16 protein-coding genes and 1 tRNA gene are annotated in these 19572 nt (G+C 60.4%); 8 read left to right on the top strand and 9 right to left on the bottom strand.

Going from position 1 to position 19572, the window contains the following annotated elements:
- Position 1: 1 nt before the first annotated feature.
- The 5 genes from fliF to RO009_03250 all read right to left on the bottom strand — a co-directional run bounded on the left by fliF (position 2) and on the right by RO009_03250 (position 4950).
- On the bottom strand, positions 2-1630 hold the full coding sequence (fliF, locus tag RO009_03270; protein MDT3684048.1) for a flagellar basal-body MS-ring/collar protein FliF: 1629 nt from the start codon (positions 1628-1630) through the stop codon (positions 2-4).
- Positions 1631-1792: 162 nt separating this feature from the next.
- Positions 1793-2194, bottom strand: a complete 402-nt coding sequence (locus tag RO009_03265) for a hypothetical protein (GenBank protein ID MDT3684047.1) — start codon at positions 2192-2194, stop codon at positions 1793-1795.
- A gap of 147 nt (positions 2195-2341) precedes the next feature.
- Positions 2342-2617, bottom strand: a complete 276-nt coding sequence (locus RO009_03260) for a DUF1153 domain-containing protein (protein MDT3684046.1) — start codon at positions 2615-2617, stop codon at positions 2342-2344.
- Between the two features lie 164 nt (positions 2618-2781).
- Entirely contained in the window at positions 2782-3486 is a 705-nt protein-coding gene (locus RO009_03255; protein MDT3684045.1) for a flagellar hook capping FlgD N-terminal domain-containing protein, read from the bottom strand.
- A 9-nt stretch (positions 3487-3495) separates the two neighbouring features.
- Positions 3496-4950: a flagellar hook-length control protein FliK gene (locus RO009_03250; protein MDT3684044.1), complete on the bottom strand. Its 1455-nt coding sequence runs from the start codon at positions 4948-4950 to the stop codon at positions 3496-3498.
- Between the two features lie 333 nt (positions 4951-5283).
- Here RO009_03250 and mnmA point away from each other — a divergent pair, with 333 nt between their 5' ends.
- From mnmA to RO009_03225, 5 genes are all read left to right on the top strand, one after another.
- Complete coding sequence (gene mnmA / locus RO009_03245) at positions 5284-6480, top strand: tRNA 2-thiouridine(34) synthase MnmA (GenBank protein MDT3684043.1); 1197 nt, start codon at positions 5284-5286, stop codon at positions 6478-6480.
- A 17-nt stretch (positions 6481-6497) separates the two neighbouring features.
- Positions 6498-7133: a methyltransferase domain-containing protein gene (locus RO009_03240; protein MDT3684042.1), complete on the top strand. Its 636-nt coding sequence runs from the start codon at positions 6498-6500 to the stop codon at positions 7131-7133.
- 59 nt (positions 7134-7192) lie between these two features.
- Positions 7193-7522: a hypothetical protein gene (locus RO009_03235; protein ID MDT3684041.1), complete on the top strand. Its 330-nt coding sequence runs from the start codon at positions 7193-7195 to the stop codon at positions 7520-7522.
- 128 nt (positions 7523-7650) lie between these two features.
- Positions 7651-7727: transfer RNA gene (locus tag RO009_03230), tRNA-Met, on the top strand.
- A gap of 120 nt (positions 7728-7847) precedes the next feature.
- Positions 7848-9653 carry a hypothetical protein gene (locus RO009_03225; GenBank protein MDT3684040.1) on the top strand — a complete coding sequence of 602 codons (1806 nt, stop codon included), beginning with the start codon at positions 7848-7850 and terminating at the stop codon, positions 9651-9653.
- A gap of 600 nt (positions 9654-10253) precedes the next feature.
- Here the strand turns inward: RO009_03225 and RO009_03220 are convergent.
- Both RO009_03220 and RO009_03215 read right to left on the bottom strand, forming a co-directional pair.
- Entirely contained in the window at positions 10254-11417 is a 1164-nt protein-coding gene (locus tag RO009_03220; protein ID MDT3684039.1) for a hypothetical protein, read from the bottom strand.
- Positions 11418-11427: 10 nt separating this feature from the next.
- Positions 11428-12450, bottom strand: a complete 1023-nt coding sequence (locus tag RO009_03215; protein MDT3684038.1) for a hypothetical protein — start codon at positions 12448-12450, stop codon at positions 11428-11430.
- Positions 12451-12893: 443 nt separating this feature from the next.
- Here RO009_03215 and RO009_03210 point away from each other — a divergent pair, with 443 nt between their 5' ends.
- Positions 12894-15137, top strand: coding sequence for a DUF87 domain-containing protein (locus RO009_03210; GenBank protein ID MDT3684037.1), 2244 nt, complete (start codon positions 12894-12896; stop codon positions 15135-15137).
- A gap of 660 nt (positions 15138-15797) precedes the next feature.
- On the opposite strand, the gene RO009_03205 is transcribed toward RO009_03210, so the two are convergent.
- Together RO009_03205 and RO009_03200 are read right to left on the bottom strand one after the other, a co-directional pair.
- A complete protein-coding gene (locus RO009_03205) occupies positions 15798-17462 on the bottom strand; it encodes an LPD7 domain-containing protein (protein ID MDT3684036.1) in 1665 nt (554 codons plus the stop codon).
- Positions 17459-17881 carry a ribbon-helix-helix protein, CopG family gene (locus RO009_03200; protein MDT3684035.1) on the bottom strand — a complete coding sequence of 141 codons (423 nt, stop codon included), beginning with the start codon at positions 17879-17881 and terminating at the stop codon, positions 17459-17461. Before RO009_03200 ends, RO009_03205 begins: the two co-directional genes overlap by 4 nt.
- A 211-nt stretch (positions 17882-18092) precedes the next feature.
- Between RO009_03200 and RO009_03195 the strand changes: the two genes are divergently transcribed.
- On the top strand, positions 18093-18590 hold the full coding sequence (locus RO009_03195; GenBank protein ID MDT3684034.1) for a hypothetical protein: 498 nt from the start codon (positions 18093-18095) through the stop codon (positions 18588-18590).
- Positions 18587-19549 (top strand): DNA-primase RepB domain-containing protein, encoded by a 963-nt coding sequence (locus RO009_03190; GenBank protein MDT3684033.1) that lies wholly within the window; start codon positions 18587-18589, stop codon positions 19547-19549. Before RO009_03195 ends, RO009_03190 begins: the two co-directional genes overlap by 4 nt.
- The last annotated feature ends 23 nt before the right edge of the window (positions 19550-19572 follow it).

The raw sequence follows: 19572 nt of genomic DNA, 5'->3' as shown, positions 1-19572 counted from the left end.
CTTACGGTGTGTCGTGCAGCCACTGGCGAATGATCGCGACGGTTTCGTGCGGGTTGCGGTCGGCGAGTTCGCCGACCTTCTGCACGGTTTGCGCATGCACCTGTCCCTGCACCTGCGCGATGTCTATCATGGCCGAGGCGTGATTGGATATCTGCACGGCCTGCTCTCCGCCGACGAGCGAGACGTTGGGTCCGGCGGGGACGAGAGCAGGCGAGTCGACCGCCGGGATTTCCTTCGCTTCCGGTGTGATGATGCGGCGGACCAGCGGACGGACGACGAAGAAGAGGACGACAAGGCCGAGCAGCAGCATCACCATCATTTCGACGCCGCGCATGATGTCTTCCTTGGTCAGTGCAAGCCGCTCCAGCCAGTCGCTCGGTTCGGCGACGGCGGCGGGGGGTGTCTCGGCGAGGCGGAGATTGACCACCTCGACCTGGTCGCCGCGCTTCTGATCAAAGCCGATGGCGGAGCGGACCAGTGCGGAAATACGGTCGATCTCCGCCGGATCGCGCGGCGAATAGACAAGCTGACCCTGCGCGTTGCGGCTGTAATTGCCGTCGACCAGCACCGCGACCGAGATGCGGTTGACCCGCCCGCCCTCGATCACTTCCGTCTTCGTGGTGCGGGAAATCTCGTAATTGACGATTTCCTCCGATTTCTTGCTCTGGTCCTGCCGCTGATTGCCGGCGCCCTGCTGGGCGGCCTGGGCGCTCGGCAATTCGTTGCCGACGGTGACCTGATTGTCGCGTCCATCCGCGCTCGAGGCGCTTTCCTCGCGCGTCTGACTGGAGCGGACCACGCGGCTTTCCGGATCGTAGCGGTCGGAGGTCTGGGTGATGCGGTTGAAATCGAAATCGGCGGTGAGTTGCACGCGGGCGCGACCCGGTCCGACGACGGAGGAGACGATCTGCTCGACCTGATCGCGCAGTCGGCGTTCATACGCGATCTTGCGCTCATCGGCGCCGAGCGAGATGCCCTGCGCATCGTCGGCACCGTCGGCGAGCAGACGGCCGTTCTCGTCAACAATCGAGACGCGGGTCGGCTTCAGACCATTGACGGCGGACGCCACCAAATGGCGGATGGCGCGCACCTGCTGGCTGTCGAGGGAGCCGCGCAGCTTCAGCACGATGGAGGCCGAGGGCTCCGGCTTGTCACGGGAGAAGAGCGGCCGCTCCGGCAGGACGAGATGCACGCGCGCCGACTGCACACGGTCGATGGCGCGGATGGTGCGGGAGAGTTCGCCTTCCAGGGCGCGGAGATGATTGATGTTCTGGACGAAGCTGGTGGCGCCGAGCGCGTCGGACTTGTCGAAAATCTCGTAGCCGACGCCGCCGCCCTTCGGCAGGTTCGACTCGGCCATCTTCATGCGCAGCCGGGTGACATAATCCTTGGGCACCAGGATCAGGGCGCCTTCATTGCGGGCGACGTAGGGGATCGCCTGCCGTTCCAGTTCCTTCATGATGGCGGCGGAATCCTCCATCGCGAGGTCGGAATACAGAACTGCCATCTGCGGCGCGGTCACCCGCAAGATGATGAAGGCAAAGAAGCCGATCAGGGCCACAGCGACCGCGGCCATGGCCGCGATGCGGGTCGCGCCCAACGTTTTGACGAACTCGACCAGGCCCTGCACGAATGTCCCCCCAGGGATTCGAACACCACATGTTCACCCGGCAAAAAATGCCCGGTTCATGGTTTCCATCTGGTTAATGCGGGGTTCCGTGATGCGGGGCAGACGCGAAAAAGGCGGGCTTTTGGGCCCGCCTTCGCGCGAAATGATCCGAACGGTGAACTCTCAATTACAATAATCGTGGCGGCCGAAGCCGATGTCGGTCACACAGATTCCACGATGGCGGCGGACGGAGGTCTTCTTGACTGAGGCCTTCTTTACATAGACGCGCTTCACGACTGGCCGGCTGTAGTCCGCGGCCCGGCGCAGGTAATAGCCTCGCACATAGACATATCTGTAACCCTTGGGGGTGGCATAAATCGGCTCGCGGAAGGCATAGCCGAGGCTTGTGTCAGTGGGCGTCCAGGCATAGCCGACCGACCGGTTGAACACGGCAACGGCCTCATAGCCCGGCGGCACTTCGTAGCCAGCGGCGGCGCCCACGGCCAGGCGGCGTCCGGCGAAAGCGTCGGTTGCGCCCAAAAACGCAAAGGCCGTGGCTGCTAAAGCAAGAATGACCCGCTGCATCGTCGCCTCCGTGACTCGTCTCGAGTCCCCTTTATAGGGCAAAATCGGGCTGTTGAAACGGGCGTTTGCGATCGTCCACGCAAGACGCGCGGTAAAGCGAAACGCCAGCCTCGCGGCTGGCGTTCAGGCGGAAGCTGCTCGGAGCGCTTATTGCCGATATTGCTGGATGCGGGTGGTCCGCAGCCCGGCAAGCCCATGCTGATCAATGGAATATTGCCAGGACAGAAATTCTTCGGTGGTCAGAGTGTAGCGCTTGCAGGCTTCCTCCAGCGAAAGGAGCCCGCCGCGTACGGCAGCAACAACTTCCGCCTTGCGGCGGATCACCCAACGTTTCGTGCTCGGAGGCGGCAGATCCGCAATCGTCAGCGGAGAACCGTCCGGCCCGATGACGTACTTCACCCTCGGGCGATGGGCCTCTGTCATTGGAAAACTCACACACTCGACCAACAAACTCCCGGGAATGTAGTCCCTGCCGCTTAAGATTTGCCTAAGCGTCACATTCAATTGGGAAATGATCGGCAGATGCGAAGCCGTCACCAAGGTCTTAACCGCTTCTTAATGCGATAGATAAAATTGCAAGCAACGCGCTACGAAGAGGTGCCGCTGTTGTCGCTTTCGCTCGGCGCCTGGTAACGCACAACGCGCTTGATCTTGTCGATGGTATAATCCTTGCCGCCGACATTCAGCATCGGCGGCGTCTTCGAGACGTCGACTGAATCGACGACACCCTGGATTTCCGTCGAAACGGCGGTCGTCTGCCCGTTGGCATCGGTTGCCGTGATCGACAGCGTGTATTCACCGTCCGGCATCGTGTTGCCGTTGTTATCCTTACCATCCCAGACGAAATTCTGTGTGCCCGCCTGCAGCGAGAATGTGCCGGTATAAACGGTGGAGCCGGCGGCGTTCTGGATGTTGATGGTAGCAGTCGACGGCTTGGTCGCGTTGAAGCTCCAGCCGGCCATGCCATTCACCAGCGTCGTCGTCTTGCCTTCGATTGCCACGATGTGACCGACATAGCCCAGCGCCTGCGTGGTCTGCATCGACTGCTGAACTGAAATCAGCGTGGCGAGCTGGTCGTTGGACTTTAGCTGCTGCTCGACTTGCGCAAATTGCACGAGCTGCTGCGTGAACTGGTTGGTGTCGAGCGGATCGAGCGGATTCTGGTTCTGCAATTGCGTCGTCAGCAACTGCAGGAAAGTCTGGAAGTTGTCGGCCAGCGTCGGACTGTCATTCGTCGTGCCGTTGCCGGTGATTGCCGAGGTGACGTTGGTGGTAACGCCGTTGACGGCCATGACTTGCTCCTAGATCCTGATATCGACGCCGCCGCCAAGGCCGAGCACGCGGCCATAGCCGCTCGCCGCTTCGGCCGACGGAATATCGGCGTCGGGAATGATGCCCCGCTCGGCATTGCGCAGGTTCTGCTCGCGCGCATCGCGCTGCGCCGAACCTTGATCGCGCAAGGTGAATTCCAGTCCGTTATCAGATGTCTTCAGGCCCGCCTGCTGCAGCGCGCGCTCGAGCGTGGAGGAATCGCGGCGCAGAAGATCGTAGGTGTCGGACCGTTCGATGACGAGACGGGATTTCACGTTGCCGTCCTGATCGACATCCAGGCGCACGTCGATGCGTCCCAGTTCCGGCGGGTCGAGGCGAATTTCGAAACGGTTATTCCCTGCGCGCGCTTGCGCGGCGATTTCGACGGCGAGGCCGGAGACCGGCACGGGCGTCTGCGCCATCAATGTCGCCGCGCGCGGACTGGCCGTGAGCGAGGCGACATCGGTTGCGACCGGCTGATGGACCTGCGGCAGGGGCGTGCTCGCTGTCTCGGTGTCAAAGGCCGCCAGATGCGGCATTGCTGCCGGTTTGTTTTGTACGGGCTCAGCCGGCTGCTTCGCGTCAGCCTCCGGCTTGACTTCGGCGGGCTGCGGTTTCGCATCTGCCTGTTGGACCTGCGGCCGGATTTGATCAGCCTTGGCCGGCTGTTGCGGCAGAACGGTCTCACCTTCCGCCTCTGCGGTCTGATCGGCGGGGGCTGCCGGCTGCTCGGCTACCTTCAGTTCGATCTTCCCTTTGATCTCCGGAACATCCTTGCCGCCTTGCGTTTCGACGACCGGCCTCTCCGGAATGTCGGTGACCGGCATATCAACTGGCGCGTCGACCGGCTCTGCGGCTGGGGTATTACCGGCGGCAACAGGCTTCACGGTCAGATTGGGGTCGGCCTTGCCGTCGCTTTCGCCTTGCGCCGGTGCAGTGACATCAGGGGTTGTCAGTGCGGGCGCTGCAATCGGACCTTCCGGCGCGGCGGCCGGCTGCGGCCGGGCGGGGTCGGTCTGGACCTGAACAACAACGGCGTCAGCATCGACAGAATCCGAACCAACTTCCGTCAGGTCGTCCGTCTGCGGGATTTCGGGCAAATCTCCCTCGGCAATCGGCGTTTCGCCTTCCGCCGCGGCTTCCTGCGCTGCCTTCTCTTCCGCCGGGTTTTTGTCCGCTGGCGCGGAGGTTTCGGTTGCCCTTTTCTCGGGCTCGGGCGTGTCGGCTGTGCTGGGCTTCTTGGGGTCGGCCGGTGCGGCGGCGGTCTTTTCCGCGGGCTTCACCTGTTCCGGCTGGCGCGGGGCCGTGTCGGCAGGGGGCGCGCTCGCCTCCAGCATCATCGCAAAGGGCGTGTCGTTGTCCGGCGCCTGGTTCGCGGAATGGCTGCGCTGGAACTGCGGGGTTCGGCTGGAGAAAGTGACCGATTCTGACGCGACGCTTGTCACGGGACGACCTCAGGCATGGGCAAAATGGCTCTGCCAAGAGCTTTGCAATCATTGCGCCAAAGCTGGAGTTCTTAAAAAAGTCTAGTAATTACAATTATTTATGCTTGGCGTTGAGCATTTTTAGGCTTGCGCAGGAAGGGCTTTGCCCGGCAAGAAATGCCGTGTGGCAATCCCTATATGCCGTGCTGGGCCGGCGCAGATCGCTCCGCATTGCGTGGGCCCGCTGACGCCTATAGTAAAAAGTCAGGTGGATCCACCGGATGAGGCGCATCGAGGCAGGACCTTTGGGGGCAAGACAAGAATAAAGGAGTGCGGCGGCGGCCGCGACCCGGAATGCTGAACAGTCTTGATGTGAAGGGCGAGCCGAAGAATACGCGCGTGGTCGTGGCGATGTCGGGCGGGGTGGATTCCTCGGTGACGGCGGCGATCCTCGCGGCGGAAGGCTATGACGTGGTCGGTGTCACGCTGCAGCTTTACGACCATGGCGCCGCAAGCCACCGCAAGGGCGCCTGCTGCGCCGGCCGTGACATCCATGATGCGCGCGCGGTGGCCGAAAAGCTCGGCATTCCGCACTACGTCCTGGATTACGAGAGCCGCTTCAAGGAAGAGGTGATCGACCGTTTTGCCGAAAGCTATGCCGGCGGTGAAACGCCGGTGCCGTGCATCTCCTGCAACCAGTCGATCAAGTTCCGCGATCTTCTGGAAACCGCGAAAGAACTCGGCGCCGACGTGATGGCGACCGGTCACTACGTCGCCTCGCGCATTCTGCCATCGGGCCAGCGCGGCCTGTTTCGCGCGCGCGAGGAGGAGCGCGACCAGAGCTATTTCCTGTTCGCCACGACGCGCGAGCAACTCGACGTGCTGCGGTTTCCGCTCGGCGATCTGACGAAGAGCGAGACGCGGGAGCTGGCACGCCGCTTCGGATTGCCGGTCGCCGACAAGCATGACAGCCAGGACATCTGCTTCGTGCCGCAGGGCAAATATACCGATGTGATCGAGAAGCTCATGCCGGGCGCTGCAGAGAAGGGCGATATCGTCGATCTCGCCGGCAATGTCTTGGGACATCATGACGGCATCATCCGCTTCACCGTCGGCCAGCGGAAGGGACTTGGCATTGCCGCCGGCGCGCCGCTTTATGTGATCAAGCTTGATGCCGCAAACCGCCGCGTGATTGTCGGTCCGCGCGATGCGCTGCGCACGCGTCGCATTCTGCTGCGCGACATCAATTGGATCGGCGACGGCACGATCTCCGATGCGGTCGCGTCCGGGCGCTGCGAGGTGTTCGTGAAGGTGCGATCCACCCGCGCGCCGCAGCCGGGCTGGCTGATTTACGGCGAGAACGGCTATGAAGTCGAGCTGATTGACGGCGAAGACGGCGTGTCCCCCGGCCAGGCCTGCGTCTTCTACGACGCGATCGACGGCCAGGCGCGCGTTCTGGGCGGCGGCTTCATCCGCAGCACCATCGCGATGTTTGACGCGGTCGCGGACCGCAATCCCGAAAACCTTTCGGCTGTCTCGATGCGTGCATAAGTCGGCAGGCGGGGCGAATGGGGGACATCGACAAGGCGAGCGTGACGAAGGCGTATGCGCGCTGGGCGCCGGTCTATGACCTCGTCTTCGGCCGCGTGTTCGAAACCGGGCGCAAATCCTCGATCGCCGCGGCGGAGCACATCGGCGGACGGATTCTGGAGGTCGGGGTCGGCACCGGCATTTCGCTGCCGGATTATGCGCGGACCAACAGGCTTGTCGGCATCGACATATCGGAGCCGATGCTGCGCAAGGCGAAGGAACGCGTCGCGCAGTTCAATCTGGCCAATGTCGAGGCGCTGGCGGTGATGGATGTCGCCCATCTCGGCTTCGCCGACGGCTTTTTCGACGTCGTGGTGGCACAGTATGTCATCACTGCGGTCCCCGACCCCGAAGCCGCCCTCAACGAGTTTGCGCGTGTGCTGAAGCCGGGCGGCGAGATGATCCTGGTCAATCACATCAGCGCGGAAAGCGGATTGCGGCGCGCCTTCGAACTCGGCTTTGCGCCGGTCGCACGGAAGCTTGGCTGGCGGCCGGAATTCGAATGGGCGCGGCTGCAGCGCTGGATCGACGCGCGGCCCGATATGCGGGTGATCGCGCGCATGCCGATGCCGCCGCTTGGCCATTTCTCCATGATCCGGTTCGGCAAGGTCTGATCTTCGCCGGAACCTGATGCGCGCGCTTGCCGTTGTCTCTCGTGATGCGGGAGATCGATATGATCAGATGGATGCCGCTTGTCCTGGCGTTTTTGCTCGCGGCGAATGGCATCGCCGCGGCGCAGGCGAGGCCCCCCGGTCTGGACGCGGCGCCGCTCGACCGCAAAGCCTGTGCCGAGCACAATCTGCAAGGACCGGGTGACACCCACGAGACGCAGGGCCGTGCGCCGTCCGGTCAGGACCTCAGCGACAAGCTCGCGCAATCGGGCGGGGTGATTTGCCCGCCGCAAGGGCTCGATCCGGAGATCCGCGCGCCGGCGCCGAATGGCGGCCGAACGCCGGTGATCCCGCCGCCAGCCCCCGGGGCGCCGCCGGCTGAGCCGAAGTGATCAGGGCTGGCTGGTTTTCCCGCCGCCATTTGCTGAACTTGACAGCTTTTCCGGTGGCTTCCTATATGCGGCCTCGCTTGCAGGCCAAATGGCGTGCCCGGCTTCCGGGACGTCCACGCCTGACCGGCGGCGGAGTAGCTCAGGTGGTTAGAGCAGAGGAATCATAATCCTTGTGTCGGCGGTTCGAATCCGTCCTCCGCTACCAAATTCGCAAACTGCCTAAAAAGCTTTTGAATTCAAATGGTTCGCCCTCAAAGGGGTTCCGGACTTCTGTGTGACGTCTCACTGCGAGGTGACACAGGGATTCGGCCCCAGGAGCGAGGGCATGGCGCGCGCGCCTTATCTGACCCGCCGAGATGGCGGTCGTTATTACCTCCAAATTCGGCTGGGAAAAGTCGCCGCCGATCTTTACGGACGCGCGCTTTTGAGGGCGTCCTTGAGGACGTCCAACTATGCGGAAGCAAGGAGGCGACTTGTGGACAGTCTCGGCTGGGCCTGCGAACTCATTGATGCACCCGACCTCGAAACGCTCGGGACGGTGCTTCATTCACGGCTCGTAGCCTATTCCGGCCGAGGCGCACCGGTGACCGAGCGAGAGTTGGCGGAGCGCGTTGCGTTCGAGAACCAGGTTAGGAGCTTTATCGTGCGCTCGCAGGAGCGTGGCTATTCATTCTGCCAGCGCTTTCATTCGTTTGCGAGCAACTGGGTCGATTTCGTCAACCAGAATAAGACCAGCGAAGAGTGTCTGATCCGCGCTGGACAACGTCGTGAATACGAACGTGGCAGGGCGGACGCGGGCGAGGCGATCGGCCATGGATGGACCCACAGCCCATTGATGCATCAAATGCGGAGCACGGACGGCGTCTCGGTGGCACCGCACTTGAGCGAACTCCGACCGATTAATGGGAAACAGGAGGCAATGCCTGGTCCGCTTCCGGCCGAGTCGGCACTTCGGTTATCGCAAGTAGCCAAGTTGTTTTACGAAGATAAGTATAAACTCAACGATGACGACAGGGCGCGCGGCGAGTATGAGCCGCTGATTTCATTTGTCATCAAGTTGCTGGGTGACCCCGAGCTGAGTTCGATGACGCCTTCAGATTTCCAAAAGATCGACGATGCGCTCCCCGAAATCCCGAACAGAAAAGGATTGCCAACGGGTGATCGGGTAACGCTGATGTCTCGCTTCAAGTTCGCCAAGGCGAATGGTTGGGACAAGCTCGAGCGTATGACCGTGACGACGATCAAATCATACCATATTGCTTTACGTGCGTTCTTCGGTTGGGCGATCGACAACGGTTACTTTCACGGGCCCAAACCCACTTTTAAAAAGATCAGTCCAGAAAACCTGACTGCGTTGCCCCGGGACGCCTTCGAGGACGATGAATTGCTCGCCCTTGTAAATCTTCCTTTATTTACGGGGTGCCGAGGAACTAGTCGGATGTGGACAAAGGGCGGCTATTTCCTGCAAAACCATATCTACTGGGGCTTTCTTATTCTGATCTTGACCGGCATGCGTGCAGGTGAGGTTGGGCAATTGCGTTGTGCCGATGTGGTGACGGACGGTGAATTTTTCTTCTTTGATTTGCGACCTTTTGATGCTCGTGCCGGGCGCGTAGCCCTGAAGGATCAGCGCAAATTCAAGACGCAGTCTTCGGCACGCGTCGTTCCAATTCACCCGCTCTTGATCGACTTGGGTTTGCTGGACCGAGTTTGGGAGCTGCAGAAAAATAAGATCGACCGCCTGTTCCCCCAGTGGCAGCCTTATAAAAAGCCGACCGGCGAACTGCGCTGGGGACAGCCCATGACGAAATCCTGGCAGTATGTGAAAGGCCTGCTTGAGATCACTCGCAAGGATCTCACCTTGTATGGCACTCGCCATTTGATGGCGGACCTCCTCGATAACGAAGCAGTAGCGCAGCGCACTCGCAATCGTATTCTCGGCCATGTCGGTTCAGTGCCTGATGGATATGGCAGGAAGGGAATGCTTTCTCCGGAACAATCCGCTGCGATCGCGGCCCTTGAGCCTCCTGTAATCAAGAAAATGCGTGAGGTCCTGCTGAATGCGAAGACAAAGGCGGATTGCGGACAACTGACTGTGCTGAAGCCGTGGCTGCGTGGTCTGAACTCTTAACGGAAAGCGCTCGTCGCCGGGGTCAAACCCCGGATCAATCGCCGCGTAGTCCGGGCGCGCCACGTCATGAGCGAAGTTTGGACGCAATGTATTTGTAACGGCCGCAAACGGACCTTACAGCACTAGGGAGGCGCGCGAAGCATTTCCTCCCAGCTTGGTCCTCGAGACCTCTGAGAAGAGCCTTTCCCGGCGTCTCAGGACCAATTTTTCCAGCTGCCATCCCGCAAGTGTACGCGAACAGGTCTCCGCCGCTGGATATTTTTGTCGGTTGTCGCGCGAAGAATCTTCTTTCCGGGCGCGCGGCGCGCCCGGCCTGTGCCATTGGGGCTATGAACCACGCGGGCTGTTTATTGGGCCTGCAATATTGACCCCCTGAGTCGGGGATAGGCGTCCAAAACTGGCCCGGCGTATCGGAACGGGATCTCTGGCGCATTCGTATACGAAGGATTTGACTTGCCGCTGGCGCCGGCAGGGCGATGATGCGCTAGCATGGCTGGCACTTGGCGATCAGTCCTGGCGCGGTCAGTTCCTGATCCGTTTTGAGCAAGCTTATAGCCGCCTCGGCAGGACCGACACGATTTGCTCGGCCTCGGCGGCGCATCAGGTCTGTGATTGACCGGGCATAGGCTTCCGAAACTTTGCCGGGAATTTTTCGATACGGTTAGTGGGACTGGGTTCGGTGGAGCGAGCACCGCTCCATCCGTCCGTGGCGAACTCGGGATAGAAATTCGAGAACGGATGGGGCTGACTGGGATCGGTACGCACATAGATATGGACGCTGCCGGTGATGTCGTCGCCGATCTCGTCCACTTCGAGGATGTTGTCGAGTGCGATGACGCCCTTGACGATCAGCCACGCCTGATTACCGCGCGGGAGTGATGACCAAAACTCCCAAAGCTCTTGTCTCTCGGGGGAGCCACCGTCCTTTCCCCGCCAAGGATCGCTGTGCGAGCTTAGCGATGCATCATCGAGTACGTTGGCATAGTCCCAGTGGGTCTGGTCATCGTCGATGAAGGCGAAGAACCGTTTGGCCTCACATTCCAGACCCCGGAACGTGAGTTTTAGGTTGCGGTACACCCACCATCGGTGATCGTCTCTCTCGCGGTGTGCGAATGGATATTCGCGATCATCAACGTCGCGGAATAGCACTTCGATTTTGTCGCTGAACGCGCGTTTGATCTTGCGCTTGATCGTCGTCTGCGCCCTTAGCCTCGCTTGATCGGAGCGCTTCCGAATGGAGAGGGACAAGCCGAAATAGGCAAAGAGAAGATGATCGTTCTTGGGCTGGAAGAGCGCGTCTTCGAGCTCGGCCCTGCCCCACAGGTAGCATTCGGAGATTCCGTTTTCAGAACACCAGTCCCTGAATTGATCGCGCGCCTTCTTGGAAAAATCTGCGGGTGCGGCGAGTATGACGCCGTACAGATTCGGACGCTCGGATTTGGGAATGGTGTCGAGATAGCCGATAAGCTTCGAAGGGCCGATGGACTTCTCGCGCTTGCATTGAACAAGCCAAATTCGGTCCGTTCCTTCTAGGACTGATGGTTCGCCTTCTTCTTCTACAGGCTCCGCCGCTGACCCGGTCCCGACGATCTCACAACCTCGCGCATCAAAGCCATCATCCGATCCAGACCTTCCGGTCGCCTCAAGCTGTCGCCATACTCGGAAGTCGTAGATGAGCTGGCGAACCAGGTCCTCGAACCGCTTTGGCTCCAAGGCCTCGAATTGCAGTGGATTGACCGTTCGCGTGTAGTTTATCGGAGGCATTGCGCGACCATCATTTCTGCCTCGCTGCCGCGCCTGCGTCGGCCTGAAGGCCGCCAATCAGCTTTTCGATTAGGACTGTTACATCGCGCACCATATCGGCTCGCACGACAATACGCTGGCCGATCCTGTACCGCGTATCACCGCTCTTGGAGAGATAGTCCTGATCGACAAGTCCTTGCGTGTGCGCCAGCAAGTGCCGCAGCTGGAACGCGCGCTGCAAGTCAGCCAATTCGTTGGAAGCCAGATGATCGATGTACGCCTTCCCGGTTGCGCCCTGCCAAAGCTGATCGCCCTCGCTCAGATTTTGGAAAGCGTTGCGACGTGCTTTTGGCGCAGAGGGTAAGCCAGCAAAGATGGCTTCGGCGCATCTCTGGAAGGCCGTGACCGCGTTCTGCAGACCGTTTTCCACAATCAATCGGACGGTGTTTTCAGCCGTATCGCGGTCGGCGACGGCGGCGCGTACTGCGTCGAGCGCGTCAAGTGATTGTCTGATTCCGCCGATGGTCAGCGCAAACTGCTGGTCGGCCGCGTTGTGACCGCAAGCCGGGCAGAAGTAAGCCGCGCCAATCACCGCATAGCGGCAGGCGCATGTGGGGCACGTAATCTTGAGCCGCATAGGCTCGGTCGCCGCGGACGGCAGCGGCACATGCTGCGGCCGGTTATCGACCTTCATCGTCATGGAAATGAAGCTGTTGCGCGGCTGCCGCCGATTCCATTGGTTGGCATCACGGCGCAAGGCGCCGCTTATACTGGCCTTCACCTGGGCAAGCGCCGCCTGCTTGGCGTACTTAAGTTGCTCCTGCGTCCACCAACTGCCGGAATCTGCTGTGTGGCCGCAGTTGGGACAGAACACCTCCTTATCCCTGACCTTTTCCTTCCAATCCTCACCAAAAATCTTGAACTGGAACAGACATTCCGCGGAGGGGCACTCGCGATCAAAGTAGCCTTCCTCATCGTCGCTGATCGGGACAGAAACCTGCGTCTGTCCTTCCAGCTGGCGGAGGGTGCGGATGGTCTCTTTGAACATCGTCATTTACTAGCCTGTGCCTACTCTGCCCTGGAATCACGTTCGCACTGAATCAGGCGAGCGGCTCTAGGTCGTAGGCGTATTTCGGGGACGGCTGCTCGGCCAGCTCCGATATGCCTTCTACGATCTCGACGGCGTTCATGTCGCCGCTGTCCCCCGAAGCACGCGCATGACGTTACGAGGCCCGCTGATCTGTGGATCGGCCACGAAATGGCGGATTTCACCGCGTCCGTCACCTACAGGTCGTAAGCCTCGATGCCTCGGCTTTTACGAAATTGCCGGGTTGAACGGGAGCTGCCAGCCTGATCTCCCTTGCGTCATTTCCCTGCGAGGTTGACACAATCTATACTGCCGCCTCATCTTTGTGTGGGGTAGTTTTTCTTTCAGAGTTCATTGCTGAGACGCGCGACGCCGATAAGTATTCAGTGAATAGTTTGGAGGGGGCGCATTTGGAGAAGGGAAAACGGCAAACGCAACACCGCGTCGCCGGGTTGGCGATCTACGCGGCTGTGCTCGGCATCATCCAGTACTTCGTTGTCGTCTCGGGCTTCACCCCTAACGAAAACTCCATCTGGCTCTTAAGTGGGTTCGCCAGCCTCCTGTTCGGCAGTCGTCTCCTGAACCCGCATTTCACGCCGCCCGCGGACTCGGCCACGAACTCTTTCATGGCGCTGGCGGCATTGCTCGCGAGCTCACTCGCGGTTCAGCCGGAGAGCGCCGACTGGTGGCTGCTTTGGACGACAATTGTGTTCTGCGCAGCCGTTTGCCTCGTCTCCGTCCTCGTCCTGCTGGTCCGGCCCCCCATCGGTATGGAAACCCGCCCCGTCGTCCGCCTCGCCGATAGGGCTGTTCGCAGCCTTGGCAGCCCAGTCGTCATCTTCACTATCGTGATCCTGCTATGCGTCTGGCTGTTTCACCGTACCCGCCCCCACGAGGTCATCGCGATCCTGAGCACGTGGGCCATGATCGTTGTGCTGCGCCCGGTAGAGTCCGTCTTGGACTTCGTTGGATGGGCGCGCGAGCATTGGAATGTCCTCCGTCCCGATCAGATCGTGGGGGCGATTGCGGCACACCAGTCGCCCGGCATCGTGCTTGTCCGGCAGCTGGGTCAGGCCGATGTGGAGCGGGGAACGCCGCTCGTGGTCGCCGATAGCCACGGACCATGGATGCTTGGCGTGGCGCTCAACTATGTCGGTCGCGACGAGGGAAATCTGCTGCGAGTTCTGACCGCTCCGCTGCCTGCCGGGTTGCGGGACAGGATCGGGAACCTCCCGGACTCGAAGGGCGCGGCGACTGCGCTGGCGCTGAACGCGACCCCTGAGGAGTTAGAGGACGTCCCTGCCATACAGTGGATCAATCGCCTTTGCGGTGTAGTCGTCAGCGACACAAGTCTGGACTACGTCCTCTTTGAGGTGACCGAGGAGCGCAACTTATCCGAAGGTCGGTTGGTGGAAGCGCGGATTGGTGATTCCTTTGTCATTTTTCAAATTATCGACGGACTGACGCGCGAGGAGATCGTCCAGCAGAAGAACACCTACGGCTATGCGCGGGCCAAGGCGCGCAAGATCGGCCGATGGGATGCGGATGCTGGAAAATTCATGCCGGTGAAATGGCTGCCGCGCATGAATGCGCCGGTGTTCCTGCGCGACGACGAGGGCGCGGCGGACGCAGCCTCGACCATCGGCCATTTTCCAAATACGGGCTTCGGCGTCGGTCTCGATATGTCGGCGGCCGTGACGCATAACACCGCCGTCCTTGGCATCCTCGGAATCGGCAAAAGCTACCTCGCCATTGAGCTCGTCGAGCGCATGATCGCCGATGGCATCAAGGTGATCTGCCTCGACCTCACCGATCAGTACGCCAAGCTGCTTGGGGATTTTGTTGACGTAGCGCGTGAAAAGCAACTGGACGATGAACTCCACGCGGTTTCTGGTCGGGGAAAGGTCGAACAGAACCGTGAGGAAGGCGGTACCGTTGGACGCTTCTCGCAGAAGCTGACCGAGCAAATTCGCGCATTCCTGGCAGAAAATGGGCGCAATCTCCGTATCGTGAATCCTGCGGCATTTGATGTGTGGCGGCAGACTGGTTTCAAGGATTTCAAAACAGGCGACGCGTCGATGGCGTCGCTCACACCGACCGAGATCACGGCCTTAATCTCGGATGCCGCGCTTAGGGTGTGCCAGGAACTCGGCATGACCGATCAGGGCCGGCTGTGCTTGGTCTATGAGGAGGCGCACTCACTGGTGCCGGAGTGGAACTCCGTCGTCGCCGAGGGCGACAAAGCGGCGACGGCGCGCACCGCTCGCGCCATCCTGCAGGGTCGCAAGTACGGCCTCGGTTGCCTGTTGATCACGCAGCGGACCGCCAACGTAACGAAGACGATCCTGAACCAGTGCAACACTATTTTTGCAATGCGGACTTTCGACGACACCGGCAAAGAATTTCTGTCGAACTACATTGGCGGCGATTATGCAGGGGTTCTGCCAAGCCTTGAGGCGCGACATGCGGTGGTGTTCGGGAAAGCGTCCAGCTGTGAAAATCCCGTTCTGGTGCGGCTGAACGACCGTGAAGCCTTCGTGCAGAGATTCCGCGCGATTCATCCGGTTCCTGCTCTGCCTGCGGCCGCGATGACACCGCCGGCAGCTGCTCAGGCCGCTCAAGACGGTCTCGGCGCTCTTTCCGCGCCGGACTGAAGGTGTCGCGGCGGCCGATAGTTTTGCGGAACACGTTGAGCCTGGGCTGAGGTTGTAGCTGTGGGGCGACGAATTAAGCTTTCAACGGGCGGCGTCTGTAGAACTTTCTTAAGAACGTCGAGTTCGGCCGGGCATTGGCCGATCATGTGGACAGTAGCCAACCGCGGGCAGAACTTCGGGACGCCGGTGCTGGTGGAAGTCGAGATTGTGGGGCCGGGCGCCGGGGGCATGACCTGTCGTCCGGACGAGAACGTGAGTGTTTGTACGCAATCCGTTTGTAACGGCCGGAAACGGACCTTACGGCGGTGGGAAGCCCCGCGAAGCATTTCCTCCCAGCTTGGTCCTCGAGACCTCTGAGAAGAGCCTTTCCCGGCGTCTCAGGACCAATTTTTCCAGCTGCCCTCCCGCACTCCCGCTCTTGGGTATTTATCGGTTGCCGGCAAGGGATATTCCTTCCGGCGCGCGCGCCGGCCTGTGCCATTGGACCATCGTCAAATTCGAACCACGCGGGCTAGATCGTTGGCAATTTGCTTAATCCGCCGTGTTGATCCAATGGTCGGCCGATCGAGGCGACCGCGGTTGTTGTAGCGGTAATAGTAAACGATGCCAGCACGGTCATCGGCCGTGATGTTGCAGGCTTCATCGTGATCACGGCTTGGGTTACCTGTTGCCGGGCATGCGACCATCGTTGACAAGCTCAAGGGCCATCTCCTTCCGCATGATTTGCCGCTCTTCCTCTTCTACTAGTTTGAGATCGTGATTGACGACGGCGATCCCCGCTCTCGTGGCGGCGCGCGTAATCGCTTCTCGCCATTCCGGTGTCCCCCCGGTGACAGTGATTTCTTGCCAGCCACGGGCGTGAGCGTGAGAGATCATCACGGACACGGTTTCGTCCGTTGCTTGATCGGCAACAGCCCGATCGGGCATCGTGATAACTGTAACGCCGGACCGCAAAGTGATCTTGCAGCAACCCGCCTCTCTCTGTTCTACCCAGCGTAATACCGGCCCGATTTTGCGGGGAAGGCGCGCAAGATCGGCTTTGAATGCATCGCGCCAGCCTGGAATCCCGATGGCTGGCAACGCGGGGTCCCCCCCAAGTCTGGCAACGCGCTGACGCAAGTGCTGGGCAAGATCCTTGTCTTCTGCGATTTTCTCTTGCTGCGCCGTTGCCAACTCGGCTTCGATTTCCCGAAGTACCTTTTGCGCGAATTCAGCGCTCCCATAAGCGAGCGCATCTTCAAACGCCTGAGCAGCAGCCATTTGTGCGGGCGTGAGCAATATATCCTCTGTAGTGGGCGCGTCGAAACTAGTCGGTTCAGCTGCGTTTGCGAACGACCAGGAATGGTTTTCCTCGACTTGGGCGGACGGATACTTGGGATCTGGAACAGGGATGCTTCGATCAAGGCCGACGATGGAAAACAACTGATCAACTGGGCATGCCGGTTGGCTTTTGAGCACATCGTCGAGCGCTGGAAGTATATGGTCGGCGATCCGCTGCCGGATGTCGCTTTTACGTACCGAATCGCAACCCGCGCGGCGTGCGCCGTTCGAAACAGCTCGCCGCAAACTGGTCACGCTACCACGCGGGCCAACAAGAACTGGACCGCGGCTGCCCTCCGCGATGCTCAACCCTTCGGCCTGCAATGCTGCAACGAAGGATGCAGCGTCATTCGAGCGGCACCAGGCACTATGCGCGCGCATCCAGATTGCATCGGGGGCGAGATCTTCCTTCTGCTCGGCTGCGGCGCGTTCAGCTGGCGACGGTGCAACGGGTAGCGGCCCCGTCGTCAGGCCCGCATTCACCAAGGCCTGCGCTTCAAGCTCGAGTCCCTGCCGTTCCAACGCTTTCACTACAGCCCTGCTGTGCCGACCTTTTGTTAGCGGCTCGCCGGCATCCAGCTCCGCCAGTCGTGAGAGCTTTTCCATGCGCTTGTGGCTGTGCGAATACGGAATTGCGGTCCTATCTGGCCGGATGCGGACGTAAACACGATGCTTGTGCTCCGCGGTGCGCCCCCCGAGACCGAGCTTTATATGCGTGACTTCGACATACGGCTGTAATTCAAGGCCAAACTCCTTTTCAAATCTGGCCCAATACCGGCTCCAACCGCCCTTTGAGTACAATCGCGTAGGGCTGGCCCAAACGTGGATTAGCGGCTTTTTAGTACCACAGCCTCTCGACATCAGGCCGAGCTCAGTGATGCCGTCTTTGATTGTGTCAGCCGCGAGACCTCGTGTAGCAACAGAAACGCTCTCATTGTTGTCGTGCCGGGCGAGATGCCGGGCGAGAGCCGTTCCACCTGAATGCACGCAAAAGCCGGTAATCATGGCTTTATCTCCAGAAGCGCGTCGCGAATGCATGCGAGCGTCTTGCGTGCGTCGATAATCAATTTCTCGATCTCAGCATGGAGTGAGGAAGCCCCTCCATTCGCCCGCACCGACTTGGCGAGTTGAACGAGTGCTCCGGTCTGGCGCCCAACATGGGTGCCGGCTGTGGCGAACAATCGTTCAATATCCGTAACGCGAGACACGGGTGCCGTTGCTTGCAATTCAGTAACCGAAGCGGGCGCGGGGGTTTCTTGTTCGAGGTGATGTAGCAATAGCGCGCGCACGAAGGCGGGACGCGTTGAACCGCCGGCCCTTGCTGCGGCGCCGAGCTTGTTGGCGAGCTGATCGTCAAGGCGCACGAGCAACGTGCACTGCATTTGTCGTTTTTCAGATCGTCTGCATTTTTTATCAGTCGTCATCGTTCGTCTCAAAGGGGGGTGCACGGGGGCTTCGCCCCCTGCCCAGGTGCGTGCGGATATCCGCACGCACACCTGGCTATCGCTGTCCTTCCGTCACCAGAATGATTTCTGAGCCTGCAAGAGGCGAACAAATAATTTCAATCACGCGGACGATTTTGGTTTTGCAGGCCGACGAACGATATTGAGAGGATCCGCACCTTAGGAGATGCACATGTCGGACAATGAGTTTGGTGAAAATGGATGGAGTGAGGAGGTGGAGCAGCCGGTTAGGGCGCCTACAATTCCATCACTTTTTCGCGTACTGAACGGCCACATTGCGAGCCAGACGGCCGTACTCCAGGACCTTGCTAAGATCCGGGATGGCCAGCGCATAGCCAAACGAGATGGAGTTTCCGTTGCACTAGCATGCGCGGCATTGGAGGAAAAATATCCCCCGCTGGAAATCGACGGGCGGTTTGGAACTTTTGTGGGTCAGGCGCGCGAGGGCGCGTTTGATAAGTTTGCGGCTCTTGCATGCGATCTGGTCGGTCAGGCGATTGCGGTGACGCATTCCGCGCTTGAGGGCGTGAGGTTTCTCGACGCTATCAACGAAGCAATTCCGCCTCAGTGGTCGAACCTCCCGATCTCTGAACTCAGTCGCGAAGTGAACCGCTATGCGTTTACGAAAATGCGCGGCCGGCTCCCCGGCTGGTCGGAGAGAGCACGGTGACGCATCCCCTCACCGTCTCGGCTGTGACAAGGGCAATTGAGGCGATCGGCACACCGGTCGACCTCGGGATGATTTTTCCGCCCCGCCCCGGTGAAGTGCGCGGTCGCGGGTACTGGCAAAACCGGGACCTTGCCACGTCTGATGTGCTTGCTCTGCTGCCGCGCGCGTGTGCCGCGAACGCGCGCGGCGCGCACGTGTACCTGCGCGTTCGCGCTAACACGGGAGGACATCCTGGCGTCGTACTGCTTGACGATGTGACGGCTGGCAACGTTGCGCGCTTGACGTCAAATGACTTTCCGCCCGTTCTTACGGTGGAAACTTCACCTGGAAATTTTCAGGTGTGGATTCGCTTGGTGCCCGTCGGGGCGTGGCTCAGCCCGGAGCTTGTGCAAGCCGCATTGCGGCACCTCATTCAGACGTTTGACGCTGATCCGCGCGCGGCCTCTGCGTGGCAGCCGGGCAGGGTGCCGGGCCTTACAAATCGCAAGGACAAGTATCGCCAGCCGAATGGTCTCTTTCCATTTGTGCGCGTGATCCACACTGCGCCGGGTCTTGTTGCGCCCCGGGCAGCCGCTCTCCTGGCGGAGATTGAGCCAGCATGTGCGTCACAGGCGCGGGCGGGCGCGGGGCGCCGCCCGGAAAAAGCGGCCTTGTCTGCTCCTGAAATCAAAATGCCGCTTTGGAAACAGCTCGACGTATTTCGCGCTCGCGCGGCCAAGCGCATCGACGGGCAACTTGCTGCTGGACGTCGGCCTGCTTCCAGCGGATCCCGCTCGGAAATTGACTTCGCGTCTGCCGTAGAAGCTTTGGCACATGGTATTGACGGAAGCGAGATCGCGGCCTGGCTCGCCCAGACCCGCCCCGACAAGGACTATTCGTACGCCTGGCGCACGGTCGAGGCTGCTTCGATGCATCTTGAGGGTAAGAGCAGTTATTCGCCCATTAACCCTCTCGGTTGAACTTCAGTGCGCCCTTCTTGATA

The organism is Pseudorhodoplanes sp., from assembly GCA_032027085.1.
GTDB lineage: Bacteria > Pseudomonadota > Alphaproteobacteria > Rhizobiales > Xanthobacteraceae > Pseudorhodoplanes.
Note: the sequence above shows the minus strand (reverse complement) of the source record. Positions and strands in the feature narration are given on the sequence as shown.

Excerpts from the sequence above, each read along its gene's own strand:
- RO009_03225 (MDT3684040.1), top strand. The coding sequence starts at position 7,848 with ATGGCGCGCGCGCCTTATCTGACCCGCCGAGATGGCGGTCGTTATTAC.
- RO009_03265 (MDT3684047.1), bottom strand. The coding sequence starts at position 2,194 with ATGCAGCGGGTCATTCTTGCTTTAGCAGCCACGGCCTTTGCGTTTTTG.
- RO009_03235 (MDT3684041.1), top strand. The coding sequence starts at position 7,193 with ATGATCAGATGGATGCCGCTTGTCCTGGCGTTTTTGCTCGCGGCGAAT.
- RO009_03220 (MDT3684039.1), bottom strand. The coding sequence starts at position 11,417 with ATGCCTCCGATAAACTACACGCGAACGGTCAATCCACTGCAATTCGAG.
- RO009_03195 (MDT3684034.1), top strand. The coding sequence starts at position 18,093 with ATGTCGGACAATGAGTTTGGTGAAAATGGATGGAGTGAGGAGGTGGAG.
- mnmA (MDT3684043.1), top strand. The coding sequence starts at position 5,284 with ATGCTGAACAGTCTTGATGTGAAGGGCGAGCCGAAGAATACGCGCGTG.
- RO009_03200 (MDT3684035.1), bottom strand. The coding sequence starts at position 17,881 with ATGACGACTGATAAAAAATGCAGACGATCTGAAAAACGACAAATGCAG.
- RO009_03255 (MDT3684045.1), bottom strand. The coding sequence starts at position 3,486 with ATGGCCGTCAACGGCGTTACCACCAACGTCACCTCGGCAATCACCGGC.
- RO009_03260 (MDT3684046.1), bottom strand. The coding sequence starts at position 2,617 with ATGACAGAGGCCCATCGCCCGAGGGTGAAGTACGTCATCGGGCCGGAC.
- RO009_03240 (MDT3684042.1), top strand. The coding sequence starts at position 6,498 with ATGGGGGACATCGACAAGGCGAGCGTGACGAAGGCGTATGCGCGCTGG.
- RO009_03215 (MDT3684038.1), bottom strand. The coding sequence starts at position 12,450 with ATGACGATGTTCAAAGAGACCATCCGCACCCTCCGCCAGCTGGAAGGA.
- RO009_03205 (MDT3684036.1), bottom strand. The coding sequence starts at position 17,462 with ATGATTACCGGCTTTTGCGTGCATTCAGGTGGAACGGCTCTCGCCCGG.